General features: G+C 71.4%; 19 protein-coding genes. 15 read left to right on the plus strand and 4 right to left on the minus strand.

Translation table 11 applies throughout. The features are described 5' to 3' along the window. Window positions 1-297 precede the first annotated feature (297 nt). The 8 genes from yicI (at window position 298) to AC27LF_RS42105 (ending at window position 9,771) form a co-directional block, all read left to right on the plus strand. The gene (yicI, locus tag AC27LF_RS42070; protein WP_479661832.1) at window positions 298-2,568 is read left to right on the plus strand and encodes an alpha-xylosidase; all 2,271 of its coding nucleotides are present in this window, start codon (window positions 298-300) and stop codon (window positions 2,566-2,568) included. A gap of 304 nt (window positions 2,569-2,872) precedes the next feature. Continuing rightward, window positions 2,873-3,730: a DMT family transporter gene (locus AC27LF_RS42075; protein ID WP_479661833.1), complete on the plus strand. Its 858-nt coding sequence runs from the start codon at window positions 2,873-2,875 to the stop codon at window positions 3,728-3,730. A gap of 340 nt (window positions 3,731-4,070) precedes the next feature. Beyond that, window positions 4,071-4,811 carry a DUF1684 domain-containing protein gene (locus AC27LF_RS42080; protein ID WP_479661834.1) on the plus strand — a complete coding sequence of 247 codons (741 nt, stop codon included), beginning with the start codon at window positions 4,071-4,073 and terminating at the stop codon, window positions 4,809-4,811. A gap of 41 nt (window positions 4,812-4,852) precedes the next feature. Beyond that, window positions 4,853-6,373 (plus strand): ABC transporter substrate-binding protein, encoded by a 1,521-nt coding sequence (locus AC27LF_RS42085; protein WP_479661835.1) that lies wholly within the window; start codon window positions 4,853-4,855, stop codon window positions 6,371-6,373. Further along, window positions 6,373-7,338: an ABC transporter permease gene (locus AC27LF_RS42090; protein ID WP_479661836.1), complete on the plus strand. Its 966-nt coding sequence runs from the start codon at window positions 6,373-6,375 to the stop codon at window positions 7,336-7,338. Before AC27LF_RS42085 ends, AC27LF_RS42090 begins: the two co-directional genes overlap by 1 nt. Continuing rightward, entirely contained in the window at window positions 7,335-8,213 is an 879-nt protein-coding gene (locus tag AC27LF_RS42095; RefSeq protein WP_479661837.1) for an ABC transporter permease, read from the plus strand. The genes AC27LF_RS42090 and AC27LF_RS42095 overlap by 4 nt, the downstream gene beginning before the upstream one ends. Beyond that, window positions 8,210-9,010, plus strand: coding sequence for an ATP-binding cassette domain-containing protein (locus AC27LF_RS42100; protein ID WP_479661838.1), 801 nt, complete (start codon window positions 8,210-8,212; stop codon window positions 9,008-9,010). The genes AC27LF_RS42095 and AC27LF_RS42100 overlap by 4 nt, the downstream gene beginning before the upstream one ends. After that, on the plus strand, window positions 9,007-9,771 hold the full coding sequence (locus tag AC27LF_RS42105) for an ABC transporter ATP-binding protein (RefSeq protein ID WP_479661839.1): 765 nt from the start codon (window positions 9,007-9,009) through the stop codon (window positions 9,769-9,771). The genes AC27LF_RS42100 and AC27LF_RS42105 overlap by 4 nt, the downstream gene beginning before the upstream one ends. A 231-nt stretch (window positions 9,772-10,002) precedes the next feature. On the opposite strand, the gene AC27LF_RS42110 is transcribed toward AC27LF_RS42105, so the two are convergent. From AC27LF_RS42110 to AC27LF_RS42125, 4 genes are all read right to left on the minus strand, one after another. Continuing rightward, window positions 10,003-11,214 (minus strand): PucR-like N-terminal domain-containing protein, encoded by a 1,212-nt coding sequence (locus AC27LF_RS42110; RefSeq protein WP_479661840.1) that lies wholly within the window; start codon window positions 11,212-11,214, stop codon window positions 10,003-10,005. A gap of 222 nt (window positions 11,215-11,436) precedes the next feature. Continuing rightward, the gene (locus tag AC27LF_RS42115) at window positions 11,437-12,384 is read right to left on the minus strand and encodes a hypothetical protein (RefSeq protein ID WP_479661841.1); all 948 of its coding nucleotides are present in this window, start codon (window positions 12,382-12,384) and stop codon (window positions 11,437-11,439) included. A 39-nt stretch (window positions 12,385-12,423) separates the two neighbouring features. Then, window positions 12,424-13,989, minus strand: coding sequence for a DUF6801 domain-containing protein (locus tag AC27LF_RS42120; protein ID WP_479661842.1), 1,566 nt, complete (start codon window positions 13,987-13,989; stop codon window positions 12,424-12,426). Window positions 13,990-14,119: 130 nt separating this feature from the next. Continuing rightward, a complete protein-coding gene (locus AC27LF_RS42125; protein WP_479661843.1) occupies window positions 14,120-14,746 on the minus strand; it encodes a hypothetical protein in 627 nt (208 codons plus the stop codon). A 701-nt stretch (window positions 14,747-15,447) separates the two neighbouring features. Here AC27LF_RS42125 and AC27LF_RS42130 point away from each other — a divergent pair. From AC27LF_RS42130 to AC27LF_RS42160, 7 genes are read left to right on the plus strand one after another with little or no spacing between them, the layout of a single operon-like run. After that, the gene (locus AC27LF_RS42130; RefSeq protein ID WP_479661844.1) at window positions 15,448-16,449 is read left to right on the plus strand and encodes an ABC transporter ATP-binding protein; all 1,002 of its coding nucleotides are present in this window, start codon (window positions 15,448-15,450) and stop codon (window positions 16,447-16,449) included. Then, window positions 16,446-17,210: an MlaE family ABC transporter permease gene (locus tag AC27LF_RS42135; RefSeq protein WP_388719567.1), complete on the plus strand. Its 765-nt coding sequence runs from the start codon at window positions 16,446-16,448 to the stop codon at window positions 17,208-17,210. The genes AC27LF_RS42130 and AC27LF_RS42135 overlap by 4 nt, the downstream gene beginning before the upstream one ends. A 5-nt stretch (window positions 17,211-17,215) precedes the next feature. Continuing rightward, on the plus strand, window positions 17,216-18,022 hold the full coding sequence (locus tag AC27LF_RS42140) for an MlaE family ABC transporter permease (protein ID WP_404039217.1): 807 nt from the start codon (window positions 17,216-17,218) through the stop codon (window positions 18,020-18,022). 1 nt (window position 18,023) lies between these two features. After that, window positions 18,024-19,277, plus strand: a complete 1,254-nt coding sequence (locus AC27LF_RS42145; RefSeq protein WP_479661845.1) for an MCE family protein — start codon at window positions 18,024-18,026, stop codon at window positions 19,275-19,277. Beyond that, window positions 19,274-20,332 carry an MCE family protein gene (locus AC27LF_RS42150; RefSeq protein ID WP_479661846.1) on the plus strand — a complete coding sequence of 353 codons (1,059 nt, stop codon included), beginning with the start codon at window positions 19,274-19,276 and terminating at the stop codon, window positions 20,330-20,332. Before AC27LF_RS42145 ends, AC27LF_RS42150 begins: the two co-directional genes overlap by 4 nt. Next, the gene (locus tag AC27LF_RS42155; protein ID WP_479661847.1) at window positions 20,329-21,444 is read left to right on the plus strand and encodes an MCE family protein; all 1,116 of its coding nucleotides are present in this window, start codon (window positions 20,329-20,331) and stop codon (window positions 21,442-21,444) included. The genes AC27LF_RS42150 and AC27LF_RS42155 overlap by 4 nt, the downstream gene beginning before the upstream one ends. Beyond that, entirely contained in the window at window positions 21,441-22,460 is a 1,020-nt protein-coding gene (locus AC27LF_RS42160; protein ID WP_479661848.1) for an MCE family protein, read from the plus strand. The genes AC27LF_RS42155 and AC27LF_RS42160 overlap by 4 nt, the downstream gene beginning before the upstream one ends. The last annotated feature ends 138 nt before the right edge of the window (window positions 22,461-22,598 follow it).

Raw genomic sequence — 22,598 nt, forward strand, 5'->3', positions numbered from 1 at the left:
GTTGAAGCGCTTCGACATGTGCGGCCCTTGCAGTCGTGCGGTCCGGCAGCGGCGCCGGACAGGTTTGTTTGATGGGATGACTAATACGTCAAAACGGTGTCACCGCGCTAGCCCCCGGTGGCACGTATCTCTTCATGGCTCGATGTGAAGTGATCAACCGGCTCGGTAATCATGCCTGCTCAACGTCTTGTGAGGCCGATCTGGGGCTCGTGGGCCGCATTTGTTTTGTGTACGATCAAATCCTGTGCGACGCTCCCGCGCACCCCCCCGAAGCTCGCTGCTCCCCCGAGGAAGATCATGAAGTTCACCGATGGCTTCTGGCGCATTCGCGAAGGCGTACAGATCTCGTACGCCACCGAAGTGCGCGACGTACGCGCGGAAGCGAACCGCTTCACCGCCCATGCCGCGGTGAAGAAGGTGACGCGCAGGGGGGACACGCTGAACGCGCCCCTCATCACCACGGAGTGCTTCTCGCCCGCCGAGGGCGTGATCGGCGTCCGGATCACCCACCACAGCGGCACCCGGCGGCCGGGCCCGGACTTCGCCCTGGCCGGCCCGCCGGACGGCGCCGGCGCCGTCCGGCGGGAGGGCACCGTCACGGAACTGGCCAGCGGACCGCTGACCCTGCGCCTGGACCGCTCCGGACCCTGGTCCCTGACCTTCCACGACGCCGACGGCCGCGAGTTGACCCGTGCGAACGCCAAGAGCACCGCGTTCGCCACCACCGCCGAGGGCGCCCACCACATGATCGGCCGGCTCGCGCTCGGGGTCGGCGAACAGGTCTACGGCCTCGGTGAACGCTTCACCCCGTTCGTGAAGAACGGCCAGGTCGTCGACGTGTGGCAGGCGGACGGCGGCACCAGCAGCGAGCAGGCGTACAAGAACATCCCGTTCTACCTCTCCTCACGCGGCTACGGCGTCTTCGTCAACCACCCGGGGAAGGTCTCCTTCGAGGTGGGCTCCGAGTCGGTCGGGCAGGTCCAGTTCAGCGTCGAGGACCAGACGCTGGAGTACTACGTCGTCGCCGGGCCCACCCCGAAGGACGTCCTCGCCCGCTACACGGCCCTCACCGGCCGCCCCGCGCTCCCGCCGGCCTGGTCCTTCGGCCTGTGGCTCACCACCTCGTTCACCACGTCCTACGACGAGCGGACGGTCATGTCGTTCGTCGACGGCATGGCCGAGCGCGGCATCCCGCTGTCCGTCTTCCACTTCGACTGCTTCTGGATGCGCGAGTACCAGTGGTGCGACTTCGCCTGGGACCCGGACGTCTTCCCCGACCCGGAGGGCATGCTCGCCCGGCTGAAGGACAAGGGCCTGCGGATCAGCCTCTGGATCAACCCCTACATCGCCCAGAAGTCCCCGCTCTTCGACGAGGCGGCCCGGCTCGGGCACCTGGTGCGCCGGCCGGACGGCGATGTGTGGCAGTGGGACCTGTGGCAGGCCGGAATGGGCCTGGTGGACTTCACGAGCCCCGACGCCCGCGCCTGGTTCAAGGCGAAGCTCAAGCCGCTGCTCGACCAGGGCGTGGACTGCTTCAAGACCGACTTCGGCGAACGCATCCCCACCGACGTGGTCTGGCACGACGGCTCCGACCCGGAGCGGATGCACAACTACTACACGCACCTGTACAACCGGACCGTGTTCGAACTCCTCGAAGAGGAGCGCGGGCAGGGGGGGGCCGTGCTGTTCGCCCGGTCCGCGACCGCGGGCGGCCAGCAGTACCCGGTGCACTGGGGCGGCGACTGCTGGTCCTCCTTCGAGGCCATGGCCGAGTCCCTCAGGGGCGGTCTGTCGCTGTCCCTGAGCGGATTCGGCTTCTGGAGCCATGACATCGGCGGCTTCGAGGGCACGCCCGACCCGGCCGTGTTCAAGCGCTGGCTGGCCTTCGGGCTGCTGTCCTCGCACAGCCGCCTGCACGGCTCCTCGTCGTACCGGGTGCCGTGGGAGTTCGGCGACGAGGCGGTGGACGTCGCCCGCCGGTTCACCCGGCTCAAGCACCGGCTCATGCCCTATCTGTACGGGGCGGCCGTCCAGGCCCACCGCACCGGCGTCCCGATGATGCGCCCCATGGTGCTCGAATTCCCCGACGATCCGGCGTGCCGCCCGCTCGACCGCCAGTATCTGCTCGGCCCCGACCTCCTGGTCGCCCCCGTGTTCACCGAGGACGGCGAGGTGGAGGTCTACCTTCCCGAGGGCACCTGGACGCACCTGCTCACCGGCGAACGGGTCACCGGCCCGGTGTGGCGCACCGAACGCCACGGCTACGACAGCCTGCCCCTGTACGTACGCGAGGGCGCCGTGCTGCCGCTGGCCGGCGACGACAGCCGCCCCGACGGCGACTGGCTGGCGGAGCCGACCCTGCTCGTCCATCCCTCGGCGGAGCCCGGGTACGCCGCGACGGTCACCGTGCCCGATCCGGCGGGCGCCCCGGCCGCCGTGTTCCGCCTCGCGCGCGAGGGCGATCTGCTGCGGGTCACCGCGGAGGGCACCGACGCGCGATTCACGGTGCGGGTGGCGGGCGGGGCGAGCGCGGCGGGGGCCGGCGAGGTGACCGTACCCCTGACCTGACCTGACCTGACTTGACCTGGCCTGACCGGGCTGACCTGACCGATGTGACCCGACCCGGCCGACCTGAACCGACCCGAGCGGCCTGACCTGACCTGACCTGACCCGACGCGATCCGACCCGACCGGTCTGGCCTGATTCCCTGGCACCCGTCACCTGGGCGGGGCCGGAGCGGACCGCCGGACCGTCGGCCGGGGGCGGGTGAGCGGCCCGTCGGCCGGGGCAGGGTGAGCGGCCGCCCGGGCGCGGCCCGGGCCGGGGCGGGTCCCGGTCGGTACCGGGCGGGAAGGCGAGGCATGGTGGAGGGGTGATCGCGCTCGCCGTCGTCTGTGCCGTCGTGGGGGCCGCCAGCAATGCGGTGGGGACGGCCTTCCAGCGCAAGGCCGCCTCCTCGGTGTCGCGGGGCGGCGGCCTCGGGCTGATGATCGCCCTCGTGCGGCGGCCCGCCTGGTCGATCGGCATCGCCGGTGTCGCGGGCGCCGCGCTCTTCCAGGCCCTGGCCCTGGTCAACGGGCCCATGGCGCTGGTACAGCCGCTGTTCGTGCTGGAGCTGCCGTTCGCCCTGCTGGTCATCGCGCCGCTGATGCACCGCAGGCTGCCCGCCGCCGCCTGGCGGGCCGTAGCCGGCATGGTCGGCGGGCTCGCCCTGGTCCTGGCCGCGGCGGCTCCCTCGGGCACCCGCAACGAGGCGGCCATGGCGCGCTGGCTGCCGGTGCTGGCCCTGACCCTGGGCGCGATGGCCCTCGCCGTCGTGCTGGCCCGTCCGGCGCGTTCCTCGCTGTTCCGGGCGGCGGCGCTGGCCACGGCCGCCGCGATCGGCAACGCCCTGACGGCCGCGCTGATGAAGTCGGCCACCGGCGTGCTCGCCGACTCGGGGTTCACCGCCTTCCTGCGCACCTGGCAGACCTACGGCTTCGCGCTGGCCGGGGTCGGCGCGCTCCTGCTGCTGGAGAACTCCCTCCAGGCCGGCGCCCTGGTCGCCTCGCAGCCCGCGCTGACCATCGGCGACGCGACCGTGAGCCTGCTGCTGGGCGTGGCCCTGTTCGGCGAGGAGATCCGCACCGGCTGGTGGCTGCTCGCGGAGCTGGCGGGCGTCCTGGTGATCCTGTGGGGCGTGCTGCGGTTGACCCGGGTGGCGCCCCACCTGATCGACCTCAACCGCTGAGACGCGCGTGCCGCTCCGCCGGGCCGGGCCGTCCCTGGGCGCCGGTTGCTCAGGTCCGCACCCTGCGCCGCGCTCCGCGCTCCGCGCCGGTGACGGTCGTCGGTCGGATGCGGGTGTGTGGTGGCTGGTCGCGCAGTTCCCCGCGCCCCTGAGATCTGAGGGGTGCGGTCCTCGGGTGGGTCGGTGTGGCGCCGCCGACCGCCGTGCCTGGATCGCCACGTCTCACCATGCGTCGTCTGCATTTGACATTAGATCCTCTTATGGCAGATAAAGGGCATGCTTTGGCCACTCATTCGCGCAGCGTGATGTCCGCGGTGTGAGGCCGCCGTCCCTGCTACGAATGAGTCCGACCGTGTCCCACGCCACCACCGACCAGCCCGCCACCGATGCCGTCGCGCGGTGGCACGCCTGGCGCGCCGACCGCCTGCGGGCCCTGACCGCGCCGACCGGGAACCTCGCGCTCGTCGAGACCCGCTGGCTCCCGGCCGGCGAACGCCCGGACGCGGAGCGGGCCCGCGCCGGCCGGCCGGACACCGTGACCGTCACCACACTGAGCCGCACCGACCTCGTCACCGGCGAGCCCGAGCACGGCCTGCGGTTCTGGGACGCCGACGCGCCGGCCATCCGCCGCTTCGACCGGGTCGACACCTTCCCGTACGACCCCGCCTGGGTGCTGCACGCCACCTACACGCCCGTGCCCGGCGCCCGCCGGATCCCCTTCGAGCACATCCGGGACAACGGCGGCACCCGCGACCTCGTCGTCCCCGGCGACATCACCCTCACCGTCGACGGCCGCGACTACATCCTCAGCGCCTTCGACGACGACGGCACCCTGCTGCTCGTCTTCGGCGACCCCACCAACGGGGACACCACCTACGGCGCCGGGCGCTTCCTGTTCGTACGGCGCACCGAGCACGACGACCGGGTGCTGCTCGACTTCAACCGGGCCTTCGTACCGCCCTGCGGATTCTCCGATCAGTACAACTGTCCGATGCCGCCCCGGCAGAACCGCTTCCACCTGCCCGTCGAGGCAGGCGAGAAGCGCCCCGTCTTCCGCGGCGGCGTCCCCGCACAGCACTGACCCGCAGCCCTCCCGCACCGCAGCACGAAAGCGCACACCACGTGAACATCAAGAAGACCTCCCTGTACGGCACCGCGACCGCGACCACCCTCGCCCTCACCCTGACCGCCTGCGGCGGCTCCGGCTCCAAAGGCAGCGCATCCGGCGGCGCGTGGGACAAGAACGCCACCGTCAACATCGGCTCGCTCTACGAGCCGCAGAACCTCGACAACACCGCGGGCGGCGGGCAGGGCGTGACCGAAGCCCTCAACGGCAACGTCTACGAAGGGCTGTTCAGACTCACCGACGACGGCAAGGTGGACAAGCTCCTCGCCCGCGACTACAAGGTCAGCGCCGACGGGCTCACCTACACCTTCACCCTGCGCGACGGCGTGAAGTTCCACAGCGGAAAGCAACTGACCAGCGGCGACGTCAAGTACAGCCTGGAGAAGGTCATCGCGGACGACTCCCAGTCCGCCCGCAAGAGCAACCTTGAGGTCATCAAGGACATCGCCACCCCCGACACGCACACCGTCAAGGTCACGCTGTCGCAGCGGTCCATCTCCTTCGTCTACAACCTCTCCTACGTCTGGATCATCAACTCCCAGGCGAAGAACCTGAAGACGACCGAGGACGGCACCGGCCCCTACACGCTGGACAAGTGGACCCGGGGCTCCGCCCTCGGCCTGAACCGGTTCGCCGGCTACTGGGGCGGCGCCGCCAGCAATCAGAAGGTCGTCTTCCACTACTACAAGGACGCCACGGCGCTCAACAACGCCCTGCTGACCAACGCCGTCGACGTGGTCACGAGCGAACAGTCCCCGGACGCCCTCGACCAGTTCAAGAACAACCAGAACTACAAGGTCAACGACGGGAACTCCACCACCAAGCTGCTGCTCGCCTTCAACGACAAGGCCAAGCCCTTCACCGACGCCAAGGTCCGCCAGGCCGTCTCCGCCGCCATCGACGACAAGAAGCTCCTGGAGTCGGTCTGGGGCGGCTACGGCAAGCTCATCGGCTCGATGGTGCCGCCCACCGACCCCTGGTACGAGGACCTGACCAAGGTCAACGCCTACGACCCGGCCCGCGCCAAGAAGCTGCTCGCCGAGGCCGGCTACGCCAAGGGCTTCGCGTTCACCCTCGACACCCCGAACTACGACCCGCACCCCACCGCGGCGACCTTCATCAAGTCCGAACTCGCCAAGGTCGGCATCACCGTCACGATCAACACGATCACCCCGGACGAGTGGTACACCAAGGTCTACAAGAACCACGACTTCACGGCCACGCTCCAGGAACACGTCAACGACCGCGACCTCGTCTGGTACGGCAACCCCGACTTCTACTGGGGTTACGACAACAAGCAGGTCACGCAGTGGGTGCGGCAGGCCGAGGAGGCCCGGACCACCGCAGAGCAGACGGACCTGCTGAAGAAGGTCAACCGCAGGACCGCCGAGGACGCGGCCAGCGACTGGCTGTACCTGTACCCGCAGATCGTCGTCGCGAGCAGCAAGCTGTCCGGCTACCCGCTCAACGGCCTCAACTCGCAGTTCTACGCCTACGACATCAAGAAGAAGGGCTGATGGCGCGCTATCTGCTGCGCCGCCTGGTCTTCCTCGCGGTGTCGCTGGCCCTGGCCAGTGTGGTGCTGTTCGTGCTGCTGCGCATGCTGCCCGGCGATCCGGCCAACGCGCTCACCTCGGTGGGCGCGAGCCCCGAGCAGATCGACGCGGCCCGCCACTCCATCGGCTCCGACCGGCCGCTGCCCGAGCAGTTCACCCACTGGCTCGGGCAGTTGGCGAGCGGCGACCTCGGCACCTCCTTCGTCAGCTCGCTGCCCGTCGGACCCGAGGTCTCCGCCCGGCTGGACGTCACCGTGCCGCTCACCCTCGCGGCCTTCGTGCTGGCCGTCCTCATCGCCGTACCCGCCGGGTTCCTCGCCGCCCACAAGCGGCACACCTGGTACGGCGCGCTGCTCAGCGGCGTCTCCCAACTGGGCATCGCCATCCCGGTGTTCTGGCTCGGCATGATCTTCATCGCCGTGTTCGCGCTGAACGCGGGCTGGCTGCCCGCCGGCGGTTTCCCGCAGGACGGCTGGTCCGCCCCCGCGGACGCGGCCCGCTCGCTGGTGCTGCCGGTCCTCACCATCGCCCTGGTGATGAGCGCGTCCCTGATCCGCTACGTCCGCTCCGCCACCCTCGACGTGCTGGGCAGCGACCATCTGCGCACCGCCCGCGCCCTGGGCTCCTCCTTCGGGCGGGCGATGTGGCGGCACGGGCTGCGCAACGCCGCCGTACCGGTGATCTCCGTGCTCGGCATCGAACTCGCCTCGACCCTGCTGGGCGCGGTCGTCGTGGAGTCCGTGTACGCGCTGCCCGGCCTCGGCTCGATGCTCGCCACCGGCATCGCCCAGCACGACTACCCGGTCATCCAGGGCGTGCTGTTCGTCTCCACCCTCGCCGTGCTGCTCATCGGCTTCGTCGCCGACCTGGTCCAGCGGATCATCGACCCGCGGCTGCGCGACCGACTGACGGGAGGTGCCCGATGACCGGAATCGACGTGCTCGAACCGGCACGGCCCACGAGCGCCGCGCGCGCCGGGCGGCGGGCCCGCGGCTCCGCCACGCTCGTCGTCGGCTGCGTGCTCGCGGGCGCCATCGCCCTGCTCGCCCTGGTCTCCCTGTTCTGGCTGCCGTACCCGGCCGACGACACCTCCGGCGGGCGGCTCACCGGCCCCGGCGGCGGACATCTGCTCGGCACCGACAAGCTCGGCCGGGACCTGTTCACGCAGGTGATGACCGGCTCCCGGATCGCCGTCGAGGCGGGCCTCGGCTCGGTGCTCATCGCCGCCGCGATCGGTGTCACCCTCGGGCTGCTCGCCGCGTTCGCACAGGGCTGGCTCGACGACACGCTCTCCGCGTTCCTCGACATCCTCATCGCGTTCCCGACCCTGCTGCTCGCGATGCTCATCGTGGCCGCACGCTCGGCGACCCTCGGCTCCGCGGTCCTCGCCATCGGGCTGGCGCAGAGCGCCGTCGTCGCCCGGCTGGTGCGCATCCTCGCCAAGCGGGTCCTGGCACAGGACTACATCACCGCCGCCCGCACCTCCGGCACGTCCTGGCCGCGCACCGTGCTCGGCCACGTCCTGCCCAACATCTGGCCCACCCTGGTGGTCAACCTGGCCCTCCAGTTCGGACTCGCCGTGCTCGCCGAGGCCGGACTGTCCTACCTGGGCCTCGGCGCGCCGCCGCCCAACGCCTCGTGGGGCCGCATGCTCCAGGAGGCGCAGGCCACCTTCACCACCGCACCCGCCGGCGCGCTGGCCCCCGGCATCCTGCTCGTGCTGCTCGTGATCGGCGTCAACCTCGTCGCCGACGGCCTGCGCGACACCCTCGACCCGGCGACCCGCCGGAGGCGCACATGACCCTCCTCGACGTCCGTGGCCTGACCGTCCGCACCGGCGACGGCCGGACCCTGGTCGACGACCTGTCCTTCCGGGTGGCGAGCGGCGAACGGCTCGGCCTCATCGGCGAGTCCGGCTCCGGCAAGTCGCTCACGACGCTCGCGGTGCTCGGCCTGCTGCCCGAGGGCATGACCGCCACCGGCAGCGTGGACCTGGCCGGCACCCAGATCGTCGGCGCGAGCGAGAAGCGGCTGACCGCCGTGCGCGGCCGGGACGCGGCCGTCGTCTTCCAGGAGCCGCTGACCGCGCTCGACCCGCTGATGCGGGTGGGCCGCCAGGTCGCCGAACCCCTCGGTAGGCGCACCGGCCTGAAGGGCGCCGCCCTGCGGGAGGCCGTACGCGAGGCGCTGGCCCAGGTGCGCCTGCCCGAACCGGAGCGCATCGCGCGCGCCTTCCCGCACGAGATCTCCGGCGGGCAGCGGCAGCGGGTCGCCCTGGCCATGGCCCTGGCGTGCGCGCCCCGGCTGCTGATCGCCGACGAGCCGACCACCGCCCTCGACGTGTCCGTGCAGGCGGAGATGCTGGACCTGATCGACACCCTGGTCCGGGAACGGGAGATGGCGGTGCTGTTCGTCAGCCACGACCTCGCCGTCGTCGCCCGGGTGACCGACCGGGCCCTGGTGCTGCGGGACGGCCGGGCCGTCGAGGAGGGCCCGGTCCGCGAACTCGTCCGCGCCCCGCGCGAGCACTACACCAGGGACCTCGTGACCAGCGCCCGGAAACTGGAGTCCGCCCTGGACCTGAGGAGCCCGCGGTGACGCCCGTACTGGAACTGAGCGATGTGGCGCTGCGCCACCGGGGGAACGCCACCGACACCGTGCGGGACGTCTCCCTCGCCGTCGAGGCCGGGCACAGCCTCGCCCTGGTCGGCGAGTCCGGGGCGGGCAAGACGACCCTGCTGCGGCTGCTGCTCGGCCTGGCCCGGCCCACCGCGGGCGGCGTACGCTTCGACGGCGCCGAACTGTCCCCGCGCGACCGGGCGCAGATGCGCCGCTTCCGGCGCAGCGTGCAGTGCGTCTTCCAGGACCCCTACTCCTCCCTGGACCCGCGCCGGCGCGTCGCCGCCATCGTGGCCGAACCGCTGCGCTCCCTGGGCATCGACACCAGGGCGGGCGCGGCGCCGAAGGTGGCCGCGGCCCTGGAGCGGGTGGGCCTGCCCGCCGACGCGGCGGACCGCTATCCGCACGAGTTCTCCGGCGGGCAGCGCCAGCGCATCGCCATCGCCCGGGCCACGGTGTGCGGGCCGCGCGTCCTGCTCGCAGACGAACCCGTCAGCGCGCTCGACGTCACGACCCGGGTGAAGGTCGTCGACCTGCTGGCCGAGTTGCAGCGGGAGCAGGGGCTGACGCTGGTGATGGTCTCCCACGACCTGTCGGTCGTCGCCTCCCTGTGCGAGCGCACCGCCGTGCTGGAACGCGGCCGCATCGTCGAACAGGGCGACACCACACGGGTACTGGGCGCCCCGGCGCACCCGTACACCCGCAAACTGATCGAGAGCGTCCCCCGCCTCCCCACCTGACACACACCACCGGACCGCCCGCCCAGGTTGCGCGACGCCCCGGCGGTCCGGGCATGCCGGTGATTCCGCGTAGCGGGCGGAAGACGCCGTGGTGGGCGGGCCGTCGCACGTGCGGGGCGTTTGGCGGCGGCCCTGCCGGTGGAGCCCGGTGCTGGGGCGGGCCCCCGGCGTGGTACGACACGTGCGACGGCCGCGCGGCCGTCGGTCTTCGGGGCATCGCCCGGTGGGGGCTCACTCTGTGGGGTGGGGGGTTCTCAGGTGCAGGGATCGTAGGGCCGCCTCCAGGGCGAAGCGGTGGTCGGGGTCGGTGAGGCGGTCGCCGAGCCGGGCGTCCAGGTTGCGCAGGCGGTAGCGCACCGTCTGGGCGTGTACGCCCAGCATCTCGCCGACCTGCTCCGCGGGCGCCCGGGTGGAGATGTGCACGCGCAGGGTCTCCATGAGCCGGCCGCGGCGGCTGCTCGGCAGCCCGTCGAGCGGGGCCAGTTCCCTGGCCGCCAGATGGGACACGAGCGGCGGGTCCGACAGCAGCCACAGCGTCACCAGATGCTCCTCGCAGCGGGTCAGCGGCGCGTCGGCCACGACACCCTCGTCGATCAGCTGGAGCACGCGGCGCGCCCAGCGGATGGAGTCGGCCGCCTGTGCGAGCGGCACCGTCAGGCCGGCGACGGCGTGCGTGCCCGCGAGCGCCGCGTCCAGCATGGCGAGCCGGTCCGGGGTCAGGGCGCCCGGAATGAGCAGATGCGGCTGCGGAATGTCAAGGTCCGCGAGGACGTCACCGGCCAGCCCCGCCTCCAGATGGTCGGGCGCGGGCGACCGCAGGGCGACGAGGGTGACCTCGGCGGGCAGCGGCCAGGCCGCCGCCTCGCACAGTCCGGACACGGTCGCCTGCGGCAGCGGCGGCGCGGCCAGGATCAGGTGCAGCAACTGTCTTCGTACCGCCGAGACTTCGGACGAGGCCCGGGACTGCACCTCCACATAGCCCTCGCGGGACAGCGCCTCCAACTCCTCGACGTAGGCGAACAGGGCGTCGGCGAAGGCGAGGATGACAGTGGGCGACAGATTGTACTGCCGGCCCACGGCCTTGGCACGGCGCAGGGCGATGCGCGCGCCCAGCCGGTAGGCCCCCTGAAGGGTGTCCAACTCCCTGCCCTCATAGGCCTCCACGCGCCCGAACTTGCGTAACAGCTCGTCGCGCAGCGCCGAGTCCTTGCCCGGTTCGGCGACACGGTCCACGAACGCGGCCAGGGCCTCCTCGACGCCCTGCCTGATGGCGTCGGCGTTGGGGCCGTTGAGCAGCCGGCCGTACACGGGATAGGCGCGGGTGACCTCGATGCGTATTTCCTTCATGAGGCCGGGCAACTCCGGCCGCATGAAGGCCGCGAACTCCCTGGGCAGGGGTTCGAGGGGCTCTCCGACCTGCGGCGACCGTACGGTTGAAGGCATGGCTGGTCGTCCCTTGCTCTCCGACGCGCCCGGTGGGGGGAGACCGGCCGGGTGCCCCCGCTGGACCGAGGGGGACACCCGGGCCGGCCCTCAGGTGCATACCTGTCTTGGGCTGCTGAAGCTAAATCAAGTTTCACGCGCCGTACACAGGCCGTGCACGGTTTGCCGCAGCGAGACGGGATCGGACTGCCGGGACGGCTGATAATCGCCTTTGTACGGCGCTCACTTGACGGCGGAGTTCCAGTTGCGCGCGAGGATCTTGCCGGCGTCGGGGGCGACGGTGCCGGGTGCCGTCAGACCGGTGAGGTAGGTCTGGGTGTCGTTGAGCGTGAGGCTGTTCTTCCCGGCGGCGGACGGCAGCCCGGTCTTGAGGTTGACCGCCGCGTCGACCAGGCCGATGCCAAGCCCGCAGCCGCTGGCGCCGGGCACCGCGAAGCTGCTGTCCTTCTGGGTGGCCCCGGTGAGGCCGATCCGGCTCATCTCGCCGTCGTCGGCGAGGGTGCCGTCACCCTTGAAGAACGACAGTCCGAACGTGGGGTAGGTGAGGTTCTTCGGCCGCAGCACGATCGGGTTGGTCTTCGTGCCGATGTAGCAGTTGCCGCCGAGGAACGGGTTCTCCAGGTGGATGCGGACCGGCAGGGCGACGATGGGCAGGTCGGTGAGGACGCCCGCGTTCTGGTCGAAGTCGGAGGGTGTGCCGACGGACTCCACGGTCGCCGTGATCTTGTTGAGCGTGCTGTTGGCGAGTTGTTCGCAGATGGCCGTGATCGCGGGGATGTCGCTCGGACACATCAGGCCCAGCAGCCCGCCGGGCACGGTCGCGGAGTCGGCGATGACCGCGCCGTCGGGCGGGGCCACCACGGTGCTGGTGCCGTCCGAGTTCTGCACGACGCCCATCTGGAGGTTGGTCCGGCCCGTCACCACGGTGGTGTTGCCGAGCGTGATGGAGCCGTTCGGCGAGCTGGAGACCACGCACTGCGGCGTCCTGGCCAGGCCGTCCGCGGCGAGCATGGCGGGCGCGTTCACCGGGCAGCGGGTGAACGGCGCCCATTCGCCGTTCAGTTGGGCCGTGGCGGCGGTCGCGGTGCCCATCGAGGCGAAGGCGCCGAGCGCGGTGCCGAGCGCGGTGACGGTGGTGGCGAGTCTGGCGCCGAGCGGGAACCGGTTCATGAGGTGGCCTTCCGTGAGGGGTACGGGCTGGGGCGGGACTCAGCGTTCGGGAACGGGAATCTTCAGGGGCTGCAGATCCGTGGTGCACTCCTCGGGGTTCGGCACGTCGGCCGCCACGTAACAGGTCTGGCCCTGCATCTGTTTGACGTAGTTGCCGGAGCCGGACACCGCGGCCGTCAGCAGGCGGTCGACCCGCTCGCCGCCGGCCCCGCAGCCGGTGAAGGCGGGGATGCTCACCTCGCCGGTCAGCGGGCCGCCGGACAGCAGCAGATAGCCGGTGGCCGGCTCGCCCGTGACCTGCTCACCCCGGCCGTGCAGCACCAGATGGTCGCCGGGGTGGTGCGCGGGATCCGGTTCGGGGGAGGCGAGGGGCTTCTCGGTGCGGCAGTCCGGCCCCACGTCCAGCGGTGTCCCGTTGACCGTGAGCGAGAGGACCCGGAGCACCAGCGGCACCCGGACATAGGTGTCGGTGCTGGTGAACACGAAGTCGGTGGCGCCGAGCGAGTCGATCGTCAGCGGTCCGGTCTGCTCCAGCACCATGGTGGCCGTCGTCGGGGTGAAGCCGAACGCGAGGAAGGTGGCCTTGAACGGGGGCGACCAGGTGCGGCCCCCGTTGTACAGGTCGCCCGTGGAGTGCTGCTTGATGGTGCCACCGCTGAAGTCCGGGTAGAACTCGAACTGCGGCTCGCCCTGCTCGATCAGTGTGCAGGTCAGCGGGATCAGCGCGGCACCCTTCAGCTTCCGGACGTTGGCGTAGCCGGTGATGTACGCGTTGAGCGACATCGGGCCCGCCGGATACCGGGCGTCGTACCGGCACGGCGGCGCGTCGGGCCGTGCCCCCGTGCCGTCCGGTGCGTCCCCGCCGACCCTCGGGGCCCGCTCCCGCTGCCGGTCCGCCGGTTCGCCGGTCTGCCGGGACGGTGTGGCGGACGGAGCAGGCGACGCGGACGGCGAGCCGTCCGGTCCGCCGGGGCCCGTGCCGACCGGGACGGCGGCCAGCAGCCCGTCGTGCGGCGCGTCCTCGGCGAGCGTGCACTCGACGGTGAGCGCGGCGGGCTCGGTGGCGTCGTCGTCCGCCGCGCCGAGCGCCAGGTCCACCGCGAAGTCCGCGGCGGACAGCGTCAGTTCGCCGGCGCTCTGCCCGGTCACCGTCGGCACGTCACCGGTCGCGGTCAGCGTCAGCGGCCCGGCCGCCGGGAGGACCACCGGCTCGGCGGTGCCACGCCAGGTCGCCTCTGCGGTGGCGTCGTTCTGTGCGACGGCGACGGTGAGCCGGGTCTCCGCGGCCCGCACGCCCGGCGCTCCGTTCGCGGCGAGGTCGGCCACCGCCCGCTCCGGGAACTCCACGGTGGTGGTGACGTCCGCGGGCCGGATCGGCTCGCCCGCCGCCACCCGGTCGGGAAAGGCCGCCGAGATCCGCACCGTCGCGGGCCGCTGCCCGGACGGAAACGCGCACACATAGGGGAGTTCGGTGTCGACCTCCCGTGTGCCCGCGGCGACGGCCGCGGCCGGGACGGTGGCGGCCAGCACCACGAACGCGGCGATCGTCGCGCCGCGGGCGCGGGCACGGGACGGCCGCCGCACGGCGGCACGGGGACCTCTCATCGACTGCTCCGCTCGGATCGTTCGCCGGCCGGGGGACGGCGGTGGCGGCCGGCGGTCGCCGGCCGGGCGCGGACAGCCCGCGTGCGCCCGGCCGGTACCTCCGGCCGGGCGGGCGCGAGCGGCACCTGCCTTACGGGTTGGAGCCGACGATCGTCGGGATGGTGCTGGTGCCGCTCACCTTGACGGCGTAGTTGCCCTTGAAGGTGGGCTTCGTGGACGTCGTGACCACGGTGCCGCAGCCGCTGGCCGAGGCGACGGACAGATCACCGGAGACGCTGTTGACCGCGAGGATCCCGGTGGAGTTGGTGTAGGTCGCGCTCGCCTTGCCCGTCACCGTGAACACACAGGCGCCCGCGGTCACCTTGGCGTTGACGTTGCCGACGTAGCCGGTGGTGACGCCCGCGTTGTAGTCCTGGCCGACGACCGTCCACGGGACGGTCGCCACGGTCGTGACATTGCCGAGGACGCTGGTGCACGGCGCGCTGCCGCTGCCGAAGGTGACGGCGGAGATGGAGGCGACGGTCGCCGGGTTGCCGGTGGTGCTCTGCATGGTGCCCGACGCGGCCGAAGTCGTACACGTCATCGGGATGTTGGCGGTCAGCACGATGTTGCCGCTGTTGGTCGCCGTGTAGTTGGCCGGTGACGGGGTCACGGTCCACACCGTGGAGGGCACCGCGGAGGCGGGGGCGACGGCCATGCCGAACGCGGCGGTCGCCGCGCCCAGGACGAGGGCGGTCCGTGTGATGGGTTTCTTCATGACTCTGGGACTCTCCTTGTGGATTGACCGGCAGAGGGGGGCCGCCACGGAAGCGGACGGAGAACGGGACCGGGCGGCCCGCGGCTCGGAAAACCTCGACCGCGGGCACCGACGCTACTTGCCGGAAACTTGGCCGAACAATGCCATCGCCCATGATTCTTTGAAGAGGGGAATTGTCTGTCCGCCGGGTGAGCACTCCATGCCGCCGCTTAGTCATCGGATGCTAAGCGCAAGGCCGCGGGACGGCTGCGGCGGGTCGTACCCGTGCTGCTCACCGAATGACAAGAACGGGGCCGTTTCTTGTCTCCGTGCTGACAGGTTCCGGGCGGTCGGCCGGAAACTCGCACAAAACTCGGAACCCGCTCTTGCCCGCCGAGGTTACTCGGTCGTAACGTGCCGGGTGCCGTGCCGATCTCCAGGTGGGTGGCCCCCGCCGGCCGTCGGCGCGGCGCACGATGTACGGCCCTCGCCCGCCCTTTGGGGCGGACGCCCGCCGGCCGGGCCCCGCCGATCCCGCCCCCTGGCGGGCGCGTCGCCCCGCCCTGTGCCGGCGAGACAAGTACGCGACCGGACTTTGTCTGCGCGGTGACAAAGACGGGGGGAGCCGCGGGAATCCGGCGTCCCACCTGTTGTCAGTCGACCGCGCACCGCTTTAACGTGCGCTCCGCGGTGCACGCCGAACCGTTCCTGGCGGAGGTGATATGGGAATCGAAGTGGTCGTCGAGGGCCTGACCAAGTCCTTCGGCGGGCAGAACATCTGGCAGGATGTGACCCTCACCCTGCCGGCCGGAGAAGTCAGTGTCATGCTCGGCCCGTCCGGCACCGGAAAGACCGTCTTCCTGAAGTCGCTCATCGGACTGCTCAAACCGGAACAAGGCCGTGTCCTCATCAATGGGGTGGACATGGTGAACAGCCCGGAACGCGACATATTCGAGACCCGGAAACTCTTCGGGCTCATGTTCCAGGACGGCGCCCTTTTCGGCTCGATGTCCCTCTTCGACAACATCGCCTTTCCGCTGCGTGAGCACACCCGCAAGAAGGAGTCCGAGATCCGCCGGATCGTCATGGAGCGGATCGAGGTCGTCGGCCTGCTCGGCGCCGAGGGCAAGCTGCCGGGCGAGATCAGCGGCGGCATGCGCAAACGGGCCGGCCTCGCCCGCGCCCTCGTGCTCGATCCGCAGATCATCCTGTGCGACGAACCCGACTCCGGACTCGACCCCGTACGCACCGCCTACATATCGCAGTTGCTGATCGACCTGAACGCACAGCTCGACGCGACGATGCTGATCGTCACCCACAACCTCGACATCGCCGCCACGGTCCCCGACAACATGGGCATGCTCTTCCTGCGCCGGCTGGTCACCTTCGGCCCCCGCGAGGTGCTGCTCACCAGCGAGGAACCCGCCGTCGCCCAGTTCCTCGGCGGGCGCCGCGAGGGGCCCATCGGCATGTCGGAGGAGAAGGACGCCGCCACCCTCGCCGCGGAGGCCGCGGACACCCGCCCGGCACGGCCGGCCGTGCCCCGCCGGATCGTCCCGCAGCTGGAGCCGACCCCCGGACTCCCGCCCCGCCGCGCCGTCGCCCGGCGCCGGGAGCGGGTCCTCGGCATGCTCGACCAACTGCCGCCCGCGGCCCGCGCGGCCATCGAGCGCACCTACGCCACCGCGACCGCGCCCGCCACCACCGCCGGGAGCGGCACATGATGCTGGGAGCGCTGCGGCAGACCGGACGGCTCTTCGCGCTCGCCGCGGAGGTCGGCCGGGCCATCTTCAAACGGCCTTTCCAGTTCCGGGAGTTCATCGAGCAGTTCTGGTTCATCGCGAGCGTCACCATCCTGCCCGCCGCCCTCGTCTCCATTCCCTTCGGTGCCGTGATCGCCCTTCAGGTCGGCTCGCTCACCCGGCAGTTGGGCGCCCAGTCGTTCACCGGCGGGGCCAGCGTGCTCGCCGTGGTGCAGCAGGCGAGCCCACTGATCGTCGCCCTGCTGATCGCCGGCGCCGGCGGCTCCGCCATCTGCGCCGACCTCGGCTCCCGCGCGATCCGCGAGGAACTGGACGCGATGCGGGTCATGGGCGTCTCACCGGTGCAGCGCCTGGTCGTGCCGCGGGTGCTGGCCGCGATGGGTGTGGCCGTCCTGCTCAACGGCCTGGTCTCGGTGGTCGGCATCCTCGGCGGCTACTTCTTCAACGTCTTCCTCCAGGACGGCACCCCCGGCGCCTATCTGTCCAGTTTCTCCGCGCTCGCCCAGCTGCCCGACCTCTACATCAGCGAACTCAAGGCCCTCGTCTTCGGATTCATCGCGGGCATCGTCGCCGCCTACCGCGGGCTGAACCCCCGCGGCGGCCCGAAGGGCGTCGGCGACGCCGTCAACCAGTCCGTCGTCATCACCTTCCTGCTGCTGTTCTTCGTCAACATGGTGATGACCGGCGTCTACCTCCAACTCGTCCCGCCGAAGGGAGGCTGAGACCGGTGGCCTCCCCGCTCGTCTGGCTCGACCGCTCCGGCGACCAACTGCTCTTCTACGTCCGCTCCCTGCTGTGGGTGCCGCGCACCCTGCGCCGCTACCTCAAGGAGGTGCAGCGCCTGCTCGCCGAGGTCGTCTTCGGCACCGGCGGCCTCGGCGTGATCGGCGGCACCATCGGCGTGATGATCGCGATGACCCTGTTCACCGGGACCGTCGTGGGCCTGCAGGGATACGCGGCGCTCGACCAGATCGGCACCGCCGCGTTCACCGGGTTCGTCTCCGCGTACTTCAACACCCGGGAGATCGCCCCGCTCGTCGCCGGGCTCGCCCTGTCCGCGACGGTCGGCGCCGGCTTCACCGCCCAGCTCGGTGCCATGCGCATCAACGAGGAGGTCGACGCCCTGGAGGGCATGGGCATCCGCTCGCTGCCCTATCTGGTCACCACCCGCATCATCGCCGGGGTGGTCGCGATCGTCCCGCTGTACGCGATCGGGCTGCTCTCCTCCTACCTGGCGTCCCGCTACGTCACCGTCCTGTTCAACGGCCAGTCCCGGGGCACCTACGACCACTACTTCAACCTGTTCCTGTCACCCACGGACGTCCTGCTGTCCGTACTGAAGGTGCTCGTCTTCAGCGTGATGGTGATCGTCGCGCACTGCTACTACGGCTACCGCGCATCAGGCGGCCCGGCCGGCGTCGGCGTCGCCGTGGGCCGTTCGGTGCGCAACGCCATCGTGCTGATCAGCCTCACCGACTTCTTCCTGTCGCTCGCCCTGTGGGGCGCCACCACGACGGTGAAGGTGGCCGGGTGACATGAGCAGCCCACGGGGTCAGACGCTGCGCCGCCGGCTCGCCGGAGTGGTGTTCCTGGTGGTGCCCGCCCTGCTGATCTGGCTGGCCGTCGCCGTCTACGACAAGAAGTTCACCGACTTCGACCCGGTGGTCGTGGAAACCGGCAGCGTCGGCAACGAAATGCACCTGGGAGCCGAGGTGAAGCTGCGCGGCGTCGTCGTCGGCGAGGTCCGCGCCATCGAATCCACCGGTGACGGCGCCCGGCTCACCCTCGCCCTGCGGCCCGGCGCCCGCGCCGGCATCCCCTCCGACGTGCGCGCGCAGATGCTGCCGACGACCCTGTTCGGCGAGCGGTTCGTGGCCCTCGTGCCGCCCGCGCGCCCCTCCGGCCGGCCGCTCGCCGCCGGGGCCGTCATCCCGCAGGACCGCTCGGCCAACGCCGTCGAGTTGCAGCGCGTCCTCGACGACGTACTGCCGATGCTCACCGCCGTACAGCCGCACAAGCTCTCCGCCACCCTGTCCGCGGTCTCCCGCGCCCTGGAGGGACGCGGCGACCAGCTCGGCACGACCCTCAGCCGGCTCGACGCACACCTGCGCAAGTTCAACCCCGACCTGCCGGCCCTCAACCGCGACCTGAAAGACCTCGTGAAGGTCAGCAACCTCTACGCCGACGCCGCACCCGACATCATCACGGCCCTCACCGACTTCACCACCACCAGCGGCACCCTGGCCGAGAAGTCCGGCGACCTGGCCGGCACGCTCGGCGCCACCACCGGGGCGGCGGACGACCTGACCGGCTTCCTGCGCCGCAACAAGGACACCATCATCCGGCTCAGCGCCGACTCCCGGCCCACCCTGCGCCTGCTCGCCGAGTACTCCTCGTCCTTCCCGTGCACGCTGCGCACCCTCGCCGACTTCGTGCCGGAGATAGACAAGGCGCTCGGCAAGGGCACCGACCGGCCCGGCCTGCGGGTCGACCTCACCACCGTGCCCTCCCGCGGCGCCTACGTCCCCGGCCGGGACACCCCCTCCTACGACGCCGGCGGCGGACCCCGCTGCTACCCCGTCCCCTACCTCGGCGTGCCCACCAAACCTGCCGCCCAGGTGTCCGCCGCGGCCGGCCAGGACCTCGGACTCGCCAACTCCCCGCAGGAGAACGCCCTCGTCAACGAACTGCTCGCACCGGCCACCGGCAGACCGCCCGCCGACCTGCCGGACTGGAGCAGCCTGCTCGCCGGGCCGGCCCTGCGCGGCACGGAGGTGACCCTGCGATGACCCGGCCGCACCCCGCGCACACCCGGCGCCGCCCGCTGACCGGCCCCGTGCTGAAGTCCCTCGTCTTCCTGGTGGTGACCGCGCTGGCCACGACCGTGCTCGGGCTGAGCGTCGCGGGCACCGGCGTCGGCTCCGCCACCCGCTCCTACAAGGCGCTGTTCACCGATGTCACCGGGCTCGTCGACGGCGACAGCGTGCGCGTCTCCGGGGTGAAGGTCGGCGAGGTCACCGACGTCCGCGTCGTCGACCGGCGCACCGCGCAGATCACCTTCACCGTCCGCGACGACCGCACCCTGCCCCGCTCGACCACCGCCGCCGTCAAGTACCTCAACATGGTGGGGCAGCGGTACGTCGCCCTTGACCGCGGCAGCGGCGACCTCACCGGCACCCTGGAGGACGGCGACACCATCCCGCTCGACCACACCGCGCCCGCCCTGGACCTGACCCTGCTCTTCAACGGCTTCAAGCCGCTGTTCGAAGGACTGTCACCGAAGGACGTCAACGAACTCGCCGGTTCCATCGTGCAGGTCCTCCAGGGCGAGGGCGGCACCGTCGACAGCCTCATCCGGCACATCGGCTCGCTCAGCCGGACGGTCGCCGCGAAGGACGAGGTCGTCGGCGCCGTCGTGAAGAACCTCAACACGGTCCTGACCACCCTCAACGACCGCGAGGACCGGTTCGACGACCTCGTGGACACCCTGCGCCGGCTCGTCACCGGCTTCAACGACGACCGCAAACCCCTCGGCCGGGCCGTCGCCGCCATGGGCGACCTGACCACGGTGACCGCGGACCTGCTCCAGGACGGGCGCGCACCCCTGAAACAGGACATCGGCGAACTGGGCCGGCTCTCCCGCAACCTCGGCGCCGCCGCCCCCCAGATCGAGGACTTCCTCGCCAGGACACCCGCCAAGATGACCGCCCTGGCCCGGCTGTCCTCCTACGGGACGTGGTTCAACCTCTACCTCTGCGAGGCGCGCGTGAGCCAAGTGACCACCTCCGACGGCTCCGAGGCCCCCACCGGCATCGCCGTCACGGAACCGAGGTGCGGCGCATGAGCCCGCGCGTCCGGACCCGCAGCCGCGCGGGCGACCGCACCACCGGCACCGGCACACGCACCGGCCGACGCCGCGGGCCATGGCTGAAGCCCGTCAAGGACCGCGACCCCATCGCCGTCGCCCTCGTCGGCCTGCTCCTGCTGGCCCTGCTCACCGTCGTCGCCTACCACGCCGACCGGCTGCCGCTGATCGGCGGCGGCACCACCTACAGCGCCGACTTCAGCGAATCGGCCGGCCTCGACAAGGGCGACGAGGTGCGCATCGCCGGCGTCAAGGTCGGCCGCGTCACCCAGGTCCTGCTCGACGGCCCCAAGGTGAAGGTCAGCTTCGAGGTCGACGACGCCTGGATCGGCGACCGGAGCACCGCCGCCATCGCCATCAGGACACTGCTCGGCGACAAGTACCTGGCCCTGGACCCGCTGGGCAGCGCGCGCCAGGACCCCGGCCGCCGCATCCCGCTGTCCCGCACCACCTCGCCGTACGACGTGACCCAGGCGTTCCAGGACCTCAGCGGCACCGTCGACGCCATCGACACCCGGCAGCTCGCGAAGAGCTTCGAGACGATCTCCGAGACGTTCAAGGACTCGCCGCCCCATGTGCGGGAGGCCGCCACCGGCCTGTCCGCGCTGTCCAGGTCCGTCTCCAAACGCGACGCGGAACTCTCCGAACTCCTCCGGGGCAGCGCCCGGTTCAGCAAGACCCTCAAGGACAAGAAGTCCAGCTTCGAGACCCTGATCGAGGACGGAGGGTCCCTGCTCGGCGAGTTGAAGGACCGCCGCACCGCCATCCGCGCCCTGCTCAAGGGCAGCAGGGCGCTGTCGACACAGCTCAGCGGCCTCGTAGCGGACAACGACAGGGAACTCGGCCCCACCCTCAAGGCGCTCGGCCGGGTCACCACCGTCCTGGAGAAGAACGGCACCCGGCTCGACCGCACACTCGCGCTCGTCGGGCCCTACTACCGGCTCGTCGGCAACACCCTCGGCAACGGCCGCTGGTTCGACAGCTATCTGTGCGGGGTGGTGCCCCGCGACTATCTGCCCGACCCGGCCCAGACCGAGCCGTGCATGCCGCCGAAGCAGCAGGCACGGGCCCAGGGAGGCGGTGAGCGATGACCAGACGCGGCAGACTCCTCGCGGCCGCCCTCGCCCTGGCGGTGGTCGCCGCCTCACTCGTCGTCGCCCGCGCCCTGGACACCTCCGGCACCCGGCTGACCGCCTACTTCGACCGTGCCGTCGGCATCTACTCCGGATCCGACCTGCGCATCCTCGGCGTACGGGTCGGCGAGGTGACATCGGTACGGCCGCAGGGCACCCGGGTGCGCGTGCGACTGGCCCTGGACGAGGGCGTACGGGTCCCCGAGGGCGCCCGGGCGGTGATCGTGGCGCCGAGCGTGGTCGCCGACCGCTATGTGCAGCTCACCCCCGCCTACCGCGCAGGCCCTGCCCTCGCCGACGGCGCCGTGCTGCCCGCCTCCCGCAATCGCACCCCCGTCGAGATCGACCAGCTCTACGCCTCGATCACCGATCTCAGCAAGGCGCTCGGCCCCGACGGCGCCAATGCCTCCGGCGCCCTGTCCGACCTGCTGACGACCGGCGCGGCCAACCTCGACGGCAACGGCGAGGCGATCGGCGACACCGTCGAGCAGTTCGGCAAGGCCGCAAGGACGCTCAACGGCAGCAGCGACGACCTGTTCGCCACGCTCAGCAGGCTCCAGTCGTTCACCAGCATGCTCAAGCAGAAGGACACCGACGTGCGCACCGCCCAGGAACGCCTGGACACGGTCGTCGGTTTCTTCGCCGACAACAAGGACGACCTCACGGGCGCCCTCGAAGAACTCGGCACGGCACTCTGCCAGGTCAAGCGGTTCATCAAGGACAACCGCGGCGAACTGAAGGAGAACGTCGACCGGCTGGTGCCGATCACCCGCACCCTCGTCGAGCAGCGGGCCTCCCTGGCCGAGGCGCTGGACGTGGCACCGCTGGCCGCGGACAACCTGGTGTCGGCCTACGACACCGACACCCGCACCCTCGACGGCCGGGCCGACCTCAACGAGATCAGCATGGGCGGACCGCTGCTGCCGCTCCCGGCGACCGGCGGCTCCGCGTCCTCGGGGGAGGGGAAGCGGTGAGGCGCGGCCTACGGCGACACAACGCATCCGGCGCTGCCGGGCCCGGCACCGGGCGCCGGGACGGTCGCAGGAGCCAGGACACCGGGGAGAACCCGGACGTCCCGGTGGAGAGGGACGACGGGGCCGAGGAGGCGTCCG

This window comes from Streptomyces diversicolor, assembly GCF_057537855.1.